The organism is Flexivirga sp. B27, assembly GCF_052905685.1.
Window position 1 is genome coordinate 280,955 of the sequence record NZ_JBPYUM010000001.1, and the last position, 17,371, is coordinate 298,325.

Annotated in this window: 15 protein-coding genes; all 15 read left to right on the forward strand. The window is 67.7% G+C overall.

All coding sequences use genetic code 11. The features are described from left to right. The first annotated feature begins 215 nt into the window (after positions 1-215). The 15 genes from ACSZL9_RS01310 (at position 216) to ACSZL9_RS01380 (ending at position 16,881) form a co-directional block, all read left to right on the forward strand. Complete coding sequence (locus tag ACSZL9_RS01310; RefSeq protein WP_446663652.1) at positions 216-2,135, forward strand: ABC transporter ATP-binding protein; 1,920 nt, start codon at positions 216-218, stop codon at positions 2,133-2,135. Next, positions 2,132-3,994, forward strand: a complete 1,863-nt coding sequence (locus ACSZL9_RS01315; RefSeq protein ID WP_446663653.1) for an ABC transporter ATP-binding protein — start codon at positions 2,132-2,134, stop codon at positions 3,992-3,994. Before ACSZL9_RS01310 ends, ACSZL9_RS01315 begins: the two co-directional genes overlap by 4 nt. A gap of 330 nt (positions 3,995-4,324) precedes the next feature. Further along, positions 4,325-5,017 carry a DUF5701 family protein gene (locus ACSZL9_RS01320; RefSeq protein WP_446663654.1) on the forward strand — a complete coding sequence of 231 codons (693 nt, stop codon included), beginning with the start codon at positions 4,325-4,327 and terminating at the stop codon, positions 5,015-5,017. Beyond that, the gene (locus ACSZL9_RS01325; protein WP_446663655.1) at positions 5,014-5,634 is read left to right on the forward strand and encodes an IMPACT family protein; all 621 of its coding nucleotides are present in this window, start codon (positions 5,014-5,016) and stop codon (positions 5,632-5,634) included. Before ACSZL9_RS01320 ends, ACSZL9_RS01325 begins: the two co-directional genes overlap by 4 nt. Before the next feature lie 9 nt (positions 5,635-5,643). Next, positions 5,644-7,005, forward strand: coding sequence for a Pup--protein ligase (pafA, locus tag ACSZL9_RS01330; RefSeq protein WP_446663656.1), 1,362 nt, complete (start codon positions 5,644-5,646; stop codon positions 7,003-7,005). 126 nt (positions 7,006-7,131) lie between these two features. Then, a complete protein-coding gene (locus ACSZL9_RS01335; RefSeq protein WP_446663657.1) occupies positions 7,132-8,178 on the forward strand; it encodes an FKBP-type peptidyl-prolyl cis-trans isomerase in 1,047 nt (348 codons plus the stop codon). A gap of 29 nt (positions 8,179-8,207) precedes the next feature. Further along, a complete protein-coding gene (locus tag ACSZL9_RS01340; protein WP_446663658.1) occupies positions 8,208-8,627 on the forward strand; it encodes an FKBP-type peptidyl-prolyl cis-trans isomerase in 420 nt (139 codons plus the stop codon). 172 nt (positions 8,628-8,799) lie between these two features. Beyond that, on the forward strand, positions 8,800-9,210 hold the full coding sequence (locus tag ACSZL9_RS01345; protein WP_446663659.1) for a GlcG/HbpS family heme-binding protein: 411 nt from the start codon (positions 8,800-8,802) through the stop codon (positions 9,208-9,210). Positions 9,211-9,254: 44 nt separating this feature from the next. Then, entirely contained in the window at positions 9,255-10,316 is a 1,062-nt protein-coding gene (locus tag ACSZL9_RS01350) for a cation diffusion facilitator family transporter (protein ID WP_446663660.1), read from the forward strand. 116 nt (positions 10,317-10,432) lie between these two features. Further along, positions 10,433-11,467 carry a helix-turn-helix transcriptional regulator gene (locus ACSZL9_RS01355; RefSeq protein WP_446663661.1) on the forward strand — a complete coding sequence of 345 codons (1,035 nt, stop codon included), beginning with the start codon at positions 10,433-10,435 and terminating at the stop codon, positions 11,465-11,467. Further along, a complete protein-coding gene (locus ACSZL9_RS01360) occupies positions 11,467-12,432 on the forward strand; it encodes a helix-turn-helix transcriptional regulator (protein ID WP_446663662.1) in 966 nt (321 codons plus the stop codon). Before ACSZL9_RS01355 ends, ACSZL9_RS01360 begins: the two co-directional genes overlap by 1 nt. After that, on the forward strand, positions 12,429-12,749 hold the full coding sequence (locus tag ACSZL9_RS01365; protein ID WP_446663663.1) for a hypothetical protein: 321 nt from the start codon (positions 12,429-12,431) through the stop codon (positions 12,747-12,749). The genes ACSZL9_RS01360 and ACSZL9_RS01365 overlap by 4 nt, the downstream gene beginning before the upstream one ends. 59 nt (positions 12,750-12,808) lie before the next feature. Next, entirely contained in the window at positions 12,809-13,144 is a 336-nt protein-coding gene (tatA, locus tag ACSZL9_RS01370) for a Sec-independent protein translocase subunit TatA (RefSeq protein WP_446663664.1), read from the forward strand. Between the two features lie 45 nt (positions 13,145-13,189). Further along, the gene (gene tatC / locus ACSZL9_RS01375; RefSeq protein ID WP_446663665.1) at positions 13,190-14,053 is read left to right on the forward strand and encodes a twin-arginine translocase subunit TatC; all 864 of its coding nucleotides are present in this window, start codon (positions 13,190-13,192) and stop codon (positions 14,051-14,053) included. 26 nt (positions 14,054-14,079) lie between these two features. After that, the gene (locus ACSZL9_RS01380) at positions 14,080-16,881 is read left to right on the forward strand and encodes a DEAD/DEAH box helicase (protein ID WP_446663666.1); all 2,802 of its coding nucleotides are present in this window, start codon (positions 14,080-14,082) and stop codon (positions 16,879-16,881) included. Positions 16,882-17,371 lie beyond the last annotated feature (490 nt).

A 17,371-nucleotide genomic window follows, 5' to 3' on the forward strand; every position in this document is an offset into this window, starting at 1 on the left:
ATAGGCATCCCAGCCTTCGCGTGCGCGCACGGCGGTCGACGCTGCAGGGGGACCCATCGCCTTGGTCTCGTCTTGACTTCAAGTGCGGTTGAACGCCGAGGCTGAGGTGTGTGTTGCCCCGTCGCCATTCACCCAGGAGATTTCGCCTCACGATGACCCAGCAGCCGCAGCCTGCAACCACTCCTTCCCGTCCATCTCAGTCCGGGTCGGAGGGCTTGGTCTCCACACCCAGCATCGCTCCGGCGCCGGTCAGGATCCGCCGCACCACGAGCCTGTTGCGGCTTGCGCCATACGTGCGGCCCTATCTCGCGCGCTGGATCGGCATGGTGATCTTCGGCCTCGCCAGCCTGGCGGCGACCATCGTCATACCGCTGATGACCAAGGCTGTCATCGACGGCCCGGTGAGTCACCATGACCAACAGGGTCTGTGGACGCTGGGCCTGGCTGCCCTGGCGATCGGTATGGCGGAGGCGATCCTGTGGTTCGGACGCCGGTGGTTGGTCGCCCGGGCGACGATGGGCGTCGAGCGCGACATCCGCAACGAGATGTACGCCCGCTTGCAGGTCCTGCCGATGTCCTTCCACGGGAAGTGGCAGTCCGGGCAGCTGCTGTCGCGGATCATGAACGACCTCAGCATGATTCGGCGGTTGCTCAGCTTCGGCATCGTCATGCTGGTGCTCAACACGCTGCAGATCACCGTGGTCACGATCATCCTGCTGATGCTCTACTGGCCGCTCGGTGTCGTCGTGGTGCTGTCCATCGTGCCGATCGCTGCCACGGTGCTGCACAACGAGCGCCGATACACCAAGTTGTCGCGGATGGCGCAGGACCAGGTCGGTGTGGTGGCCACCAACGTCGAGGAGTCCGCACTCGGGCTGCGCGCGATCAAGTCCTTCGGCCGGGAGGACTACGTCTACAACCGCTTCGACCAGGAGGCCACCGAGCTCTTCGACATCCAGGTCCGCAAGGTCCGCCTGCAGGCGAGCTTCTGGACGCTGCTGGAGGTCATCCCCAACCTGACGTTGATCGTCGTGCTCGGCCTCGGCGTGGCGGCGACCGGCGACGGCCGCATCACACTCGGCACCCTCGTCGCGTTCATCACCATGATGCTGTCCCTGGTCTGGCCGATCGCCGCGATGGGCTTCCTGCTGTCGATGACGCAGGAGGCGATGACTGCTGCCGACCGGGTCGCGGAGATCTTCGACACCGAGCCCGACATCACCGACGGGCCGAACAACGAGCGCGCCGAGCAAGGTCTGGTGCGGCTGCGGGACGTCGGCTTCAAGTTCCCCGACGCCGCCGACGACGACTGGGCACTGCGACACGTCGACCTGGAGATCCGCCCGGGGGAGACGATCGCACTGGTCGGCGCGACCGGCGCGGGCAAGTCGGTCCTCACCTCGCTGATCCCGCGGCTGTATGACGTCAGCGAGGGCGCCATCGAGATCGACGGTGTCGACATACGCGAGTTGACCCTGCCTGCGCTCCGCGCGACCGTGGCGACCGCATTCGAGGACCCGACACTGTTCTCCCTGTCGGTGCGCGAGAACCTCACCCTCGGCAGGCCGCACGCCACCGAGGAGGAGGTCGCCGAGGCGATCGACATCGCCCAGGCGCAGTTCGTCCACGACCTGCCGTTCGGCCTCGACACGCGCATCGGCGAGCAGGGCATGAGCCTGTCCGGTGGTCAGCGGCAACGACTTTCGCTGGCTCGGGCCGTGCTCACCCATCCCAAGGTGCTCGTGCTCGACGACACGCTGTCCGCGCTCGACGTGCACACCGAGGCGCTCGTCGAAGAGGCATTGCGCCGGGTGCTGCACGAGGTGACCGGTCTGGTCGTCGCGCACCGTGCGTCGACCGTGCTGCTCGCCGATCGCGTGGCGCTGCTGCAGCACGGCACGATCACGCACGTCGGCACGCACTCGCAACTGCTGGCCAGCGTGCCCGCCTACCGCTACCTGCTCGCGGCCGACGACGAGATCGATGACGGCGCGGAGCACGACGAGCCGTGGTGCTCCGACGACGACCGCCGCCGCGCCGACGACGACGTCGAGATCGCGCAGGGCTGCGAACGAGCCGCCCACGCGGATGAATTCGACGGGCTGCACGCCCCGGCACCGGAGGGGCAGCGATGAGCACCGACACACGGTCCCGTGATCAGGCAGCGGTGAAGCCGGAGGACAGCTGGCGCGGGCGGATGGCATCCGACAACTACGACGACCTGCCGATCGACGAGTCGCAGCCGATGCGTCGTGAGGCGCGGCAGCTGCTCGGGTCGCTGCTGGCGCCATACAAGAAGATGGTCGGCGTCCTCATTGTGCTGGTGATCATCGAGAACCTCGCCCGGCTCTCGGTCCCGCGCATGGTGCAGGTCGGCATCGACCACGGCGTCCCGCCGATCACCCGAGACGGCGACATGCACGTGCTGTTCCTGGTGATCGGGGCGCTGTGCGTGATCGTGGCGGCGCAGGCCGTCAGCCGGATGCTGTTCCTGCGCCAGTCGGGCACGATCGGGCAGCTGGCCCTGCTGGAGCTACGGCGCCGGCTCTTCCGGCACTTCCAGCGCCTCGACGTGACGTTCCACGACAAATACACCTCGGGCCGGGTCGTCAGCCGCTCGACCAACGACGTCGAAGCCATCCAGGACATGCTGGAGAACGGCTTCGACAGCCTGGTCACGGCCGTCCTCACCCTGGTCGGCACCTCGATCCTGCTGGTCACGCTCGACGTCAAGCTCGGGTTGATCTGCCTGGTCTGCTTCCCGGTGATGGTTGCCCTGTCCGCGTGGTTCCGCGGCGCCTCGAGCAAGACCTACCGCGAGGTGCGTGAGAGCGCGGCGCTGGTGATCGTGCAGTTCGTCGAGACGATGACCGGCATCAAGGCCGTGCAGGCCTACCGCCGGGAGCCGCGCAACCAGGAGATCTTCGAGGGCGTCGCCGAGCGCTACCGCGCGATCAACGAGCGCACCTTCAAGCTGGTGGCGATCTTCATGCCGTCGGTCAAGCTGGTCGGCAACGTCATGACCAGCGTCGTACTGCTGTATGGCGGCTGGCGCGTGCTGCACGGCCACATGACCGTCGGGGTGCTGACGGCGTTCCTGCTCTACCTGCGGATGTTCTTCGAGCCGATGCAGGACATCACGCAGTTCTTCAACAGCTTCCAGTCCGCGACGTCGGCGCTGGAGAAGGTCGCCGGCGTGATGGCGACGGCTCCGGGGATCAAGGACCCCGAGGAGCCCGTGCAACTCGGGCAGGTGCGCGGCGAGGTCGTCTTCGACGACGTGCGCTTCGAATACGTCGCCGGACGTCCGGTGCTGCCGGGGCTGACGCTCGACATACCCGCCGGACAGACGGTGGCGATGGTGGGCACGACCGGTGCCGGCAAGACGACCATCGCCAAGCTAATGGCCCGTTTCTACGACCCGACGTCCGGTGCCGTCCGGTTGGACGGCACCGACCTGCGCGCGGTCGACCAGCCGCAGCTGCGTCGGCACGTGGTGATGGTGACCCAGGAGAACTTCATGTTCGAGGGCACGGTCGCCGACAACATCCGCTTCGGCAAGCCGAGTGCCACCGACGCGGAGATCCGGGCTGCCGCCGAGGCGGTCGGCGCCGACCAGTTCATCGACAAGCTCCCCGAGGGCTACGACACCGACGTGGCCAAGCGCGGCGGGCGGTTGTCGGCCGGACAACGGCAGCTGGTGGCGTTCGCCCGCGCGTTCCTGGCGGACCCGGCGGTGCTGATCCTGGACGAGGCGACGTCGTCGCTGGACATCCCCAGCGAGCGGCTCGTGCAGCGTGCCCTGGAGACGATCCTGGCCGACCGGACCGCCTTGATCATCGCGCACCGGTTGTCCACGGTGGAGGTCGCCGACCGGGTGCTGGTGCTGGAGCACGGCCGGGTCCTCGAGGACGGCAGCCCGGACGAGCTGGTCGGTGCCGACGACGGCCACTACGCCGCCCTGCACCGCGCGTGGGTCGAGTCGCTCGCCTGACCGGCTTCGGTGACTTGCCTCGCCGAACGCTTCCATGACCCGCCTGCAGATGGTGCGCCATACGCTCCGCACGATCTGCAGGACGCGATCCCGGAACTCGCAATGGCGGAGTTAAGGACCAGCAGGAGGTGCGTGCCGTGGGCAGGCGTTGCGGCACATGCGATCTCGCCGCCGAGCCACTCCGTCCCACCGAGCACCAGAAGTCGCATGCACCAACTCGAGCAGCCCCGATCGGCGCCGGCAACCCGACGCTGCTGTGAGCAGCCGGAAGATCGCCGGTCGAGAGGTTGTTCATGCCCTCGTTGCCCCGCATCACCGAACGGAGACGCCGTGACCGATCCGCTGCCTGCCACCGCCCCCATCGCCACCACCCATCTCGCTACCAAGCCGTGGCCGATGCCGTCTCCGGATGCGCAGGTGGACCGTCTCGCGCAGCTCGGCGTGTCCGAACTCTTCGGGGTGACACACGAACAGTTGCAGACGGCAGCCGCTCGCACTCCCGACGGAAGCCTGCTTGTGCTCTCGCCGTCGGTTGCACCGGCGTCACGCCTCGCGCCCTTGTTGTGGCGTGACGGCAAGCCCGGGTTCGTCGTGGTCGACATGTCCGACGTGGACGAGTTCACCCCGATCGAGGGCTGCACCCCACCGGAAGGCGCTGTTTATGCGGTCACTGGCATCGACCGCGGCGACGAACTGGCGAACTGGTCTCCGGACGAAGCGCTGCCGTGGCTGCGTGACCACCGGCGCACCCTGTTGACGCTCACCGAAGGAATCTGCTGGCTGCTGCAGCAACCCGATGTGCTGGAGCGCAACCACTGCTTCATGACGATCGGCAGCAGGTTGCGCAAACCGAGCGGCAGGCTCGATGCCCGGACACCGGCCATCTGGATCAGCAACGGCACCGGACGAGACGGACGGGAACGTCGCAACGCGCCGAAGGTCGGCTGGTGTTGGGCCGGCAACCGGCACACCTGGCTCGGATTCGCTTCTGCGACACGTCGATCCGCGCTCGGAGAGTCATGAGCTACCGAACCATCGCCGCGCAGTGCACCGGCGAGATCGAGATCAGTCGTTCGCGCTTCCTGGCCGACATACGCCGGGTGGACAGCGAGGAGGCGGCCCGTGCCGTCGTGGCGGAGATCCGCGGCACGCACCGGGACGCCCGGCACCACTGCAGCGCCTTCGTCATCGGTCCGCGGGCACAGCTGCAGCGCAGCAACGATGACGGCGAGCCGTCCGGCACCGCCGGCGCACCCATCCTGGCTGCGCTGACCGGCGCGGGTCTGTCCGACGTGGTGGCCGTCGTGACGCGTTGGTTCGGCGGCACCCTGCTGGGCACGGGAGGTCTGACGAGGGCGTACGGCGGTGCGGTCGACGCTGCCCTGGAGGCGGCCCGTTTCGTCATCCGGGAGGAGCGGGAAGCGATGGATCTGCCGGTGCCGCATGCCGACGCCGGCCGGGTGGAGGCCGAGCTGCGGGCCCGCGGCGTCGACGTCACCGGGACCGATTACACCGAGGTCGCGACGCTGCATCTGACGACCACCGACCCGGACGCGCTGGACGCACTGATCGCGGAGTTGACCGGCGGCACGGGCGACGCCATACGGAACGGTCCCCACTGGCGGGACATCGACGGTTAGGGTCGAGGTATGGAGCGGCGGATCTTCGGCATCGAGAACGAATACGGCGTGACCTGCACCTTCGACGGGCAGCGTCGGCTGACGCCGGACGAGGTCGCGCGCTACCTCTTCCGCAAGGTCGTGTCCTGGGGCCGTTCGTCCAACGTCTTCCTCGGCAACGGCTCCCGGCTCTACCTCGACGTCGGCAGCCACCCCGAATACGCGACTCCCGAGTGCGACGACGTGCGTGAGGCCGTCATCCACGACAAGGCGGGGGAGCGGATCATCGAGGGCCTGGTCGAGGAGGCACAGGCCCGACTGACCGACGAGGGCGTCGAGGGCAAGATCTTCGTCTTCAAGAACAACACCGACTCGGCGGGCAACTCCTACGGCTGCCACGAGAACTACCTGATCCGCCGCGCGGGGGAGTTCCAGCAGATCTCCGACATCCTGATCCCCTTCCTGGTCAGCCGCCAGATCACCTGCGGCGCGGGCAAGATCGCGATGCTCGGCCACAAGCCGACCTACTGCGTCAGCCAGCGTGCCGACCACATCTGGGAGGGCGTCAGCAGCGCCACCACCCGATCCCGGCCGATCATCAACACCCGCGACGAGCCGCACGCCGACGCCGAGCGCTTCCGCCGGCTGCACGTGATCGTCGGCGACAGCAACATGAGCGAGACGACCACCATGCTCAAGCTGGGGTCGGCGCACCTGGTGCTGCGGATGATCGAGGACGGCGTCTCGATGCGCGACCTCAGCCTGGAGAACCCGATCCGGGCGATCCGCGAGATCAGCCACGACATCACCGGTCGCGCGGTGGTGCGGCTGGCCAACGGCCGCGAGGTGTCCGCGCTGCAGATGCAGACCGAATACTTCGAGCGGGCCAGGTCGTATGTCGACGAGCACAACCTCACCGACGACCTGACCAAGCGGATCATGGACCTCTGGGAGCGGACACTCACCGCGGTCGAGACACAGAATCTCGGCATGGTCGACACCGAGATCGACTGGGCCATCAAGCACAAGCTGCTTGATCAATACTCTGCGAAACACGGTCTGGCGCTTGACGATCCGCGGATGCTGCAGCTCGATCTGACCTATCACGACATCAACCGGGAGCGCGGACTGTTCTACCTGTTGCAGCGCCGCGGCAAGGCTGCTCGGGTCTGCTCGGACGTCGAAATCTTCGAGGCCAAGACCTACCCGCCGCAGACGACTCGGGCCAAGCTGCGGGGCGACTTCATCCGCGCAGCACAGGCGGCCCGGCGCGACTTCACCGTCGACTGGGTGCACCTGAAGCTGAACGATCAGGCGCAGCGGACGGTGTTGGTCAAGGATCCCTTCACCAACAGCGACCAGCGCGTCGACAGGCTCATCAAGGGCATGTGAAGATCCCCCACGAGCACATCGGGCACCCCACTGGTGCGCTGCCCACAGCGGGAGTCGTTATCGTGGCGCCCGCTCGACAAGATTCAGTCCAGCTGATCCCGACATTTCGCTAAGAGGTTCTTCGACGTGCGCCGAATCCCGCTCCGCCTGCTCGCCGCCGGCACGCTGCCTGTCCTGTTGCTCGCCGGGTGTGGCAGCAGCACCTCCAACGGCTCGAGTTCGTCGAAGGCCGGCAAGTCGACCTCGAAGTCGGCTAAGGCGTCCAAGTCGACGTCGCAGCCGCCATACACCGTCGCGGCCAAGGACGTCTCACCGATCAGCGCGGTGAAGGTCAGCACGAAGAAGGGCAAGAGCCCGTCGATCTCGTTGGACAAGAAGCCTTTCCAGGTCAACAAGACGACGGTCGACGTGAAGTCCGAGGGTTCCGGTGCGACGGTCAAGGACACCGATCTGGCCGACGTGAGCTACGTCGCGGTCGACGGCCGCACCGGCAAGACGCTCGCCGACACGTTCGCCAACGCAGCAGGTCCGATGTATCTGAAGGACCCGACTCAGTTCCCCGGCCTGGTGAAGGCGATCAAGGGTAAGAAGGTCGGCACCACCGAGACGATCGCCGTGCCGCCGAAGGAAGCCTTCGGCGCCGAGGGCAACTCGGAGCTCGGCGTCACCCGCAAAGACAGCATCGTCTTCTACCTGAAGATCAACGACGCACGTCCCAACTCCGCCACCGGCACCACCGTGGCGCCGAAGGCGGGCATGCCGAAGGTGAAGTGGAACGGCAACACCAAGCCGGCCACCATCACGATGCCCAACTCCGCGCCACCGAAGAAGCTGCAGTCGGCCAACCTGATCAACGGCGACGGTCCGACCGTGAAGAAGGGCCAGACGCTCACCGCCCTCTACACCGGTGTGATCTGGAAGAAGGGCAAGGCCGGGAAGGTCTTCGACTCGACCGGCAACGAGGGCCGCTACGGTGTCCCGGCGAGCTTCCCGATCGGTGAGGGCAAGGTCATCAAGGGCTGGGACAAGGCCCTGGTTGGCAAGAAGGTCGGTGACCGCGTGGAGATCGTCATCCCGCCCGCGGACGGCTACGGCAAGAAGGGGAATGCGCAGGGTGGCATCAAGGGCACCGACACACTGGTGTTCGTCGTCGACATCGTCGGCGCCAAGTAACAGCACCCCCAGACACGAAGCGAGGAAGCATGCCGTTCGACCCCAACACCACCAAGCCGGAGATCGACTTCCCGGGCTCGGAGCCGCCGACCCAGTTGGTCAGCGAGGACATCAGCGTCGGCGACGGCGCCGAGGCGCAGGCCGGCGACCAGATCAAGGCGCACTACGTCGGCGTCGCCTGGTCCACCGGCGAGGAGTTCGATGCCTCCTGGAACCGCGGTGCGCCGCTGGACTTCCAGGTCGGCGTCGGACAGGTCATCCCTGGCTGGGACCAGGGCATCCTCGGCATGAAGGTCGGCGGCCGCCGCAAGCTGACCATCCCGCCGCACCTGGCATACGGCGAGCAGGGCGCTGGCGGTGCCATCGGCCCGAACGAGACGCTGATCTTCGTCGTGGACCTGGTTTCGACCAACAAGCCCGGCGCCGGACGCGCCTTCGGCCTGGGCTGACACACCGGCGTTTGCGGCTGGGCGGTCGGTGGAGCCCGGTGAACGGACCGGCTGACAGGCCGGAGTGCGCAGCATCGCGCCCGGCGCAGGTGCAGCGCTAGGTTCGGTTGGACCCGGCTTTGTCCGAACCGGACTTCGTCGGTTCCTTCCAGGTTGCACCAGGAGTTCAGCCATGAACCATGAACACAACACATCGCTGGCCGACGCGCGCCGAGTGATCGACGCCGGAGAGAAGAAGGCGACCGAGATCGGGCAGCCGATGAACATCGCCGTGGTCGACGTCGGCGGCAACCTGATCGCGCACGCCCGCATGGACGCCGCGTGGATCGGCAGCGTCGACATCGCGATCAACAAGGCGTTCACCGCCCGCATGTTCGATCTGCCCACCGCCGAGCTGGCCAAGCAGGCCCAGCCCGGCAGCCAGTTCTACGGCATCGATCAGTCGAACAACGGCCGGGTGATGATCTTCGCCGGAGGGATCCCGCTGGTTCGCAACGGAGAGATCATCGGTGCCGTCGGCGTCAGCGGTGGCGAAGGCAAGCAGGACCAGGCTGTCGCCGAGGCGGCTGCCGCAGCGCTGTAGCCGGTGCGCGTGGCGGGTGGTTCTGGTCGGTAGCGTGACCAGTTATGAGCCAGCCACACACATCGGACGAGGTCGACGTCGGCATCCGGTCCGGTGACGACGGTGGGGGAGAGAGCACCCTCACCGTCGTCATCGCGTTGGTCGCCAACACGCTGGTCGCGATCGCCAAGACCATCGCCGCGATCATCACCGCGTCCGCGTCGCTGGTCGCCGAGGCCGCGCACTCGTGGGCGGACGCCGGCAATGAGATCTTCCTGCTGCTGGCGGACAAGAGGTCCCGCCGCGCGGCCGACCACCAGCATCCGCTCGGCTATGGCCGCGAGGCCTACGTCTGGTCGCTGTTCGCGGCACTGGGTCTGTTCGTCGCCGGTGCAGCGGTGTCGATCTGGCACGGCATACAGGAGTTGATCCATCCGGAGGACGCCGGTGAGTTCCTCATCGGCTACATCGTGCTGGCGATCGCCTTCGTGCTGGAGGGCATCTCGTTCCTGCAGTCGGTGCGCCAAGCGCGCAAGGAGGCCACGCATTACGACCGCGAGCTGCTGGAGCACGTGCTGGCGACGTCGGACCCGACGCTGCGGGCGGTCTTCGCCGAGGACGCCGCCGCACTCATCGGCCTGGTGCTCGCCGGTGGTGGGCTCGGGCTGCACCAGATCACCGGCTCGCCGACGCCCGACTCGATCGGCTCGATCCTGGTCGGCTGTGTGCTCGGCGTCGTCGCCGTCATCCTGATCCGGCGCAATGTCGGCTTCCTGGTCGGCGAGGAGGTCTCGCCGGAGGTACGCCGTGCCGCGCTGCGCGCACTCCTTGCGCTGCCGGAAGTCGTGCGAGTCACCTATCTGCGGCTGGAGTTCGTCGGGCCCCGCAAGGTCTACGTCGTCGGCGACGTGGACCTCGCCGGTGACCGCGTCGAGCACCTGGTCGCCGACAGGTTGCGCGCGCTGGAGGCGAAGGTCACCGCCAACCCCGCCGTCGCGGGCACCGTGCTCAGTCTGTCCGCCGAGGACGAGCCCTCCCTGACCCTCCATGATCTCGATGCCCCGACACCGGGCACCACACCTCCCGCCAACCCACCCTCGGCCAATGACGGCTCCCTCACCGAGTGACGGCTTCTTCTCGCCGTCACTCGACGATTGCGCCGTCACTCGGCGCGCGTCCGCTCCGGTGAAACGCGCCCAAACTGCCTCGTACATTCGTCCGGACATGAGATAGCGTTTCGCCCATGGCCTCTCCGTCACCAGCTGCCAAGACCGAGCGGCTGCTCAACCTGGTCATCTGCCTGCTCTACACCCGCCAGCCGCTCGCCAAGTCGCGCATCCGCGACGCGGTCCCGCAGTATGGCGAAGCCTCCTCCGACGAGGCCTTCGACCGGATGTTCGAGCGTGACAAGGATGAGCTGCGCGAGCTCGGCATACCGCTGCGGATGGAGCCGCTCGACTCCTTCTTCGACGACGAGACCGGCTATCGCATCGACCGTCGCGAATACGCCCTTCCCGAGTTGAGTTTCGAGCCCGACGAATTCGCCGTGCTCGGTCTGGCCAGCCGCACCTGGCAGCAGGCGAGCCTCGCCGGTGCCGCGGCCACCGCGCTGCGCAAGCTGGAGGCGGCCGACGTCGAGCGTGACCTCAACTCCCTGGTCGGGCTCGAGCCGCGCGTCAACACCACCGAGCCGTCCTTCAACACCGTCAAGGACGCGGTGCTGCGCCGCCAGACCATCACCTTCGGCTACCGCAAGGCGGGCGGCGATTCAGCCCCGCGCAGGCTCCAGCCGTGGGGTGTCGCCAACTGGCATGGTCGTTGGTACGTCACGGGATTCGACCTCGACCGGGAGGCGCCGCGGGTCTTCCGGCTCGGCCGCATCGACGGTGCCGTCAAGCGGGTCGGCAAGCCGGGCGGTTATGACGTGCCGGCCGACCACGACCCGGTCTCGATGATCGACGGCAGTGAGAGCACGCCGCCGACCGAGGCGGTCGTGCTGGTGCAGGAGGGCGCCGGCAACACGCTGCGCCGCCGCGCCAAGGATGCGCAGGACACCGGCCCGCAGACCCGGTTGACCGTCGACTACACCGACGCGGGCGCGTTCGCCGACGAGCTGGCCGGTTTCGGGCCGGCCGTGCGGGTGCTGTCGCCTCCGGAGCTGGTCGATCAGGTCGTATGCCGCCTGCGCGGCGCCGTCGAGCGCAACCAACTCGAGCGCAACCAACTCGAGCGCAACCAACTGACACGCAACAAGCAGCCGCAGAAGGGAGACCGCTGATGGCGAGTCCGGAGAGCGCGACCGCGCGACTCGGCCGGCTGCTGACGATGGTCCCGTGGCTGGTCAACCGCCAGGGCATCGACATCGCCGAAGCCGCCCAGGAGCTGGGCGTGACGACCGAGCAGGTGGAGGCCGACCTGGCGCTGCTCTTCGTCTGCGGCACGCCCGGGCACATGCCCGACGACCTCATCGAGGCCGAGTGGGAGCAGGGCCGGGTCTTCCTGCGCAATGCCGACACGATCGCGCGTCCGCTGCGGCTCGGGCTCGACGAGGCCACCGCGCTGATCGTCGGCCTGCGTGCGCTGGCCGCCGTGCCGGGGCTCGGCGAGCGTGACGCGGTCGACCGGGCGCTGGCCAAACTCGTCGAGGCGGCCGGGGACTCCGGCGCTGCCAGTGACCGGGTCCGGGTGGCGCTGGAATCGGAGGTGCCGTCCGACACGCTGACGACGATGCGTGCCGCGGTTGCCGGGCACCGGCGGCTGCACCTGCGCTATGTCGTGCCGTCCCGCGACGAGACCACCGAGCGTGATGTCGACCCGATGCGGGTCGTCTCGCTGGACGGCAACTGGTATCTCGAGGGCTGGTGTCATCGCGCCACCGACGTGCGCCTCTTCCGGCTGGACCGGGTGGTCTCGGCCGAGATCCTCGACGTCGACGGCACGCCGCCGACCGATGCGCGCCCGCGCGACCTCGGCTCGAGCCTGTTCACCCCGGGCCCGGACGACCTGACCGCGGTCGTGGAGCTCTCGCCCGATGCGGCGTGGGTGGTCGACTACTACCCGGTCGACACCGTGCAGCGTGGCGCCGACGGCGTGCTCACCGCGACGTTCCGCACCGCCGACCTGCGGTGGCTGCGGCAGCTGATGTGGCGGCTGGGGGAGTCGGCACGGTTGCTGGAGCCGGAGCAGTTGCGCGCGGAGGTCGTCGCGGGCGCGCGCGAGGCGTTGGCGGCATACGAGCAGTGACCTGGTGGCAGTGGGTGCTGCTGTGGCTCGTGCTCGCGCTGCTCGGCACGGCGTATGTCGGGTGGCGTCTCTGGCGGCTGTGGGCTCCGCTGAAGGCACTGGGCGTCGAGGCGTCCCAGGCACAGGAGCAACTGGCCGCCGTCGAAGCGAAGATCGCCGAGCTCGAAGAAGAACTGACCAGTGTCGATGACCTCGCAGTGCTGCGAGATCCGGCAGAATTGCGACGGCACCGAGCACGCCTCAAGGCCGAACAACGCAGGCAGCGCGCGGCACGCCGCAAGTCCCGACGCCCGGACTGGGCCGATCACGTAGAGTAGAGACGTCGGTGCGGAACGATGAGTCCGCGTTCACGCACTCAATCAATCAGGAGCTAGTTATGTTTCGTGGAGCCCTAGAGCCGTGGCACCTGCTCATCCTCGTGCTCATCGTGGTCATCCTCTTCGGCTGGAAGAAGCTGCCCGACGCAGCTCGCAGCCTCGGCCGTTCGGCCCGCATCCTCAAGAGTGAGCTGGGCGACGACGACAACAAGAGCTCTGCCTCCGGCCAGACCGTCCCCGGCCAGACCCAGCCGCCCGCGGGCAGCGCTCCCGGTGAGGCTCCGATGCCCGGCGCGTCCGGTTACCCGCAGCAGGGTCAGCAGGCAGGCCAGCAGCAACAGCAGCAGGCCGCTCCGCAGCAACAGCAGGGCAACAACGCGCCCCACAGCAACTGATCACCGTCCCGCAGGGGACCCTCCGCTCAGGACGACACACAACACATGGCCCTCTTGCGGCGTAAGGACAATCCGGAAGGCCGGATGTCCCTCGGCGAACACTTCCGCGAGTTCCGTCGGCGTGCCCTGATAGCGGCCATCGCGATCGTGATCGGCGCGATCCTCGGCTGGATCGTCTACGACACGCATCTGACGTTGTTCGGCTACCGCTTCAACACGCTCGTCAACTTCATCCAGCAGCCACTGGCAGAGGTGCACAAGCGGCACCCGAACGCCGGCGACCTCAACTACAGCGCCAACGGCGTCTCGGAAGCCTTCAGCCTCAAGTTGAAGGTTTCCATCTGGTTCGGTGTCATCATCACCAGCCCGGTGTGGCTCTGGCAGGTCTGGGGCTTCCTGGCGCCGGGTCTGACCAAGAAGGAGAAGCGCGTCTCGCGCGGCTTCCTCGCGGTCTCGGTGCCGCTCTTCCTGCTCGGCTGCTGGGCCTCGACGCTGGCACTGCCCAACGCCATCGAGTTCCTGCTCGGCACCACCCCCGAGACCGACCGCAGCGCGAACTTCACCGACGCGCAGAAGTACTACACGTTCATCATCAAGTTCATCCTGGTCTTCGGCCTGGCGTTCTTGCTGCCGGTCTTCCTGACCGGTCTGAACATGATCCGTATCCTGCCCGGACGGGTCATGCTCAAGGGCTGGCGAGTGGCCGTGATGACGATGGCTGTCTTCTCGGCCATGATGAGCCCGTCGCCGGACGCCTGGTCGATGCTCGCGCTCATGGTGCCGATGATCGTGCTCTACTTCGTCGCTGTCGGTGTCGGCTTCTACCTGGATCATCGCCGGGAGAAGCGCGCGGAGAAGGCCCGCTCGGAGTGGCTCGACGTGCCGGACGACGAAAAGTCCCAGCTGTAACAAGCTGTACGAAGTAGCCTGCCGACATGCCGGAATCCGTGGAACGCCAGGAGAATTCCACCCCGCAGCGGGGGTTCGACTCATCGCATTTCAGCCGCTTCGCCGAGGGTTATGACTTCCGCTTCGACGACTTCCAGCGCCTGGGGATCGAGGCCGTGCAGGCGGGGCGCAGCGTGCTGGTCGCGGCACCGACCGGGTCGGGCAAGACGATCGTGGGCGAGTTCGCGGCATACCTGGCTCTGCACACGGGCCGCAAGACCTTCTACACGACACCGATCAAGGCACTGTCCAACCAGAAGTATGCCGACCTGGCAGCTCGTCACGGTGCTGCGAATGTCGGTCTGCTGACAGGGGATTCGTCGATCAACGGCGAGGCACCGATCGTGGTGATGACCACCGAGGTGCTGCGCAACATGATCTATGCAGGCTCCGCGACGCTGAACAAGCTCGGCTTCGTGGTGATGGACGAGGTGCACTACCTCGCCGACCGCTTCCGCGGTGCGGTGTGGGAGGAAGTCATCGTCATGCTCGCACCGTCGGTGCAGCTGATCTCGTTGTCCGCCACGGTCAGCAACGCCGAGGAGTTCGGCGACTGGCTGCGGGAGGTCCGCGGTGACACCGAGGTGATCGTCGAGGAGCACCGACCGGTGCCGCTGTGGCAGCAGATGATGGTCGGCCCGTCGCTGATGGATCTCTTCGTCGACGACGGCAAGGAGAAGCTGCGGGTCAACCCGCACCTGTTGCGTCGCATCGAGCAACTCGACGGCGAGCGACGGGGTCAGCGACACGGCCGTCGGGAGGACGCGGGTGCACCACGCGGCAGGCGGGGACGTCCGCGTGGCGGCACTGCGCGCGGGCCGGTGCGTGGCGGGCGACCCAGCCGCGGCCCGAGCCGCCCGCAGGTCATCGACGCGCTCGACCGCGAAGGCTTGTTGCCGGCGATCACCTTCATCTTCAGCCGCGCAGGTTGCGAGGGCGCCGTGTCCCAATTGCTCGCGTGGGGCACCAAACTCATCTCCGACAAGGAGAGCATGCGAGTGCGCCGACTGGTCGAGGAGCGGGTGTCGGGCCTGCCCGAGGAGGACCTCGCGGTCCTGGGCTACTACGACTTCGTCGAGGGCGTCTCCCGCGGCTTCGCCGCGCACCACGCCGGGATGCTGCCGACCTTCCGCGAGGTCGTCGAGGAGCTCTTCACCGACGGCACCATCAAGGCAGTGTTTGCGACCGAGACGCTGGCGCTCGGCATCAACATGCCGGCGCGCACGGTCGTGCTCGAACGCCTGGTGAAATACAACGGCGAGACCCACGCCGACATCACGCCGGCCGAATACACCCAGCTCACCGGACGCGCCGGCCGTCGTGGCATCGACTACGAGGGACACGCGGTCGTCCTGTGGGCGCCGCCGGTCGACCCGCACGAGGTCGCCGGTCTCGCCTCCACCCGCACCTATCCGTTGCGCTCGTCCTTCGTGCCGACCTCGAACATGGCGGTCAACCTGGTTGACAAGCTCGGCAGGTGGCGGGCCGGTCAGGTGCTGGAGCAGTCGTTCGCGCAGTTCCAGGCGGACCGCTCGGTGGTCGGCACAGCGCGCGCCATACATCGCAACGAGGAGGCCCTCGAGGGGTATGCCGAGGCGATGCGCTGCCACCTGGGTGATTTCGCCGAATATGCCGCGTTGCGAAGGGAACTCACCGACCTGGAGAAGTCGGCCGCGAAGAAGCGGTCGGCCAGCCGGCGCGCAGCGGCAGCGGTGTCGCTGGAGCAGCTCGAGCCCGGGGACATCATCCGGGTGCCCGAGGGGCGACGGTCCGGGTATGCCGTCGTCATACCGTCCGGGCGGGGCAAACGCAGTCAGCCGGGCGTGCCCACGATCGTCAACGCTGACGGCCAGTTGCGGCGGCTGACCGACACCGACGTTCCGGACGAGGTCGAGCCCGTCGGGCGCATCCCGATGCCGCGCAACTTCCAGAGCCGGTCGCCGCGTTCGCGCCGTGACCTGGCGTCCTCGATGCGCAACAAGCTGCGTGACGAGCCGCCGCCGAGTCCGGCCGAACGCCGGGCGGCGCAGGAGGCTGCGGAGGAGTCGACGGCGGGGGAGGTCGAGCAGCTGCGGCACCGGCTGACCGCCCACGCCTGCCACGACTGTCCTTATCGCGAGCAGCATGCCCGGTGGGCGGAGCGCTGGTGGAAGCTGCGCCGTGAGACCGACGGCCTGCAGCGGCAGGTCGACCGGCGCACGCACTCCGTCGCGCGAACTTTCGACCGGATCTGTGACCTGCTGGCCGAGTTGGGCTATCTGGACCAGGACGGCGCGACCGTCACCGACCGGGGCCGGGTGCTGCAACGCATCTACACCGAGAAGGACCTGCTGGCGGCCGAGTGCCTAGAGCACGACGTATGGCGCCGCCTCGACGCCCCCTCGCTCGCTGCGGTCGTCTGCGCGCTGGTCTACGAAGCACGCCGCGGTGACGGCCTCGGTGAGGAACCACGCATCCCCGGCGACCAGGTTCGTGACGCACTGGCCGAGATGACCCGTATCTCCTACGGGTTGCAGGAGTCCCAGCGACGGCTCGGTCTGACCCCGATGGCGGACGTCGATCCGGGGATGACCTGGATGATGCACCGCTGGGCCAGCGGCGGCCGGTTGGAGACGGTGCTGCGAGACAGCGAGATGTCGGCCGGTGACTTCGTCCGGCGATGCAAGCAGGTCGTCGACCTGCTCGACCAGATCGCCGAGGCCGCGCCGAGCGACACCATGCGCCGCACCGCGCGCACGGCAATCGACAAGGTGATGCGCGGCGTGGTGGCCGCTGACCGGCTCGACTGAGCCGGCGTCGGGGGTTTCGACAAGCTCAACCGACTCTTGCGAAGCTCAACCGCCTTGGGGGCTCAACCGCCTCGGTTACTGGTGGCCGAGCTTGTCGAGGTCAGGGCGTCGTTTCGACAAGCTCAACGACCACGGGGGAGTCTCAACCGCCGCGGTTCTTGGTGGCCGAGCTTGTCGAGGTCAGGGCGTCGTTTCGACCAGCTCAACGACCACGGGGGTGTCTCAACCGCCTCGGTTATTGGTGGCCGAGCTTGTCGAGGTCAGGGCGTCGTTTCGACAAGCTCAACGACCACGGGGGAGTCTCAACCGCCTCGGTTATTGGTGGCCGAGCTTGTCGAGGTCAGGGCGTCGTTTCGACAAGCTCCACGACCCCGGGGGAGTCTCAACCGCCTCGGTTATTGGTGGCCGCGCGTGTCGAGGTCAGGGCGTCGTTCAGAAACGCACCACGACCACGGGGGAGTCTCACCCGCCTCGGTTATTGGTGGCCGCG

Bases quoted from the DNA above. Each gene is read 5' to 3' on its own strand.
- ACSZL9_RS01340 (WP_446663658.1), top strand. From the start codon at position 8,208: ATGCCGTTCGACCCCAACACCACCAAGCCGGAGATCGACTTCCCGGGC.
- ACSZL9_RS01325 (WP_446663655.1), top strand. From the start codon at position 5,014: ATGAGCTACCGAACCATCGCCGCGCAGTGCACCGGCGAGATCGAGATC.
- ACSZL9_RS01380 (WP_446663666.1), top strand. From the start codon at position 14,080: ATGCCGGAATCCGTGGAACGCCAGGAGAATTCCACCCCGCAGCGGGGG.
- tatA (WP_446663664.1), top strand. From the start codon at position 12,809: ATGTTTCGTGGAGCCCTAGAGCCGTGGCACCTGCTCATCCTCGTGCTC.
- ACSZL9_RS01350 (WP_446663660.1), top strand. From the start codon at position 9,255: ATGAGCCAGCCACACACATCGGACGAGGTCGACGTCGGCATCCGGTCC.
- pafA (WP_446663656.1), top strand. From the start codon at position 5,644: ATGGAGCGGCGGATCTTCGGCATCGAGAACGAATACGGCGTGACCTGC.
- tatC (WP_446663665.1), top strand. From the start codon at position 13,190: ATGGCCCTCTTGCGGCGTAAGGACAATCCGGAAGGCCGGATGTCCCTC.
- ACSZL9_RS01345 (WP_446663659.1), top strand. From the start codon at position 8,800: ATGAACCATGAACACAACACATCGCTGGCCGACGCGCGCCGAGTGATC.
- ACSZL9_RS01360 (WP_446663662.1), top strand. From the start codon at position 11,467: ATGGCGAGTCCGGAGAGCGCGACCGCGCGACTCGGCCGGCTGCTGACG.
- ACSZL9_RS01355 (WP_446663661.1), top strand. From the start codon at position 10,433: ATGGCCTCTCCGTCACCAGCTGCCAAGACCGAGCGGCTGCTCAACCTG.
- ACSZL9_RS01315 (WP_446663653.1), top strand. From the start codon at position 2,132: ATGAGCACCGACACACGGTCCCGTGATCAGGCAGCGGTGAAGCCGGAG.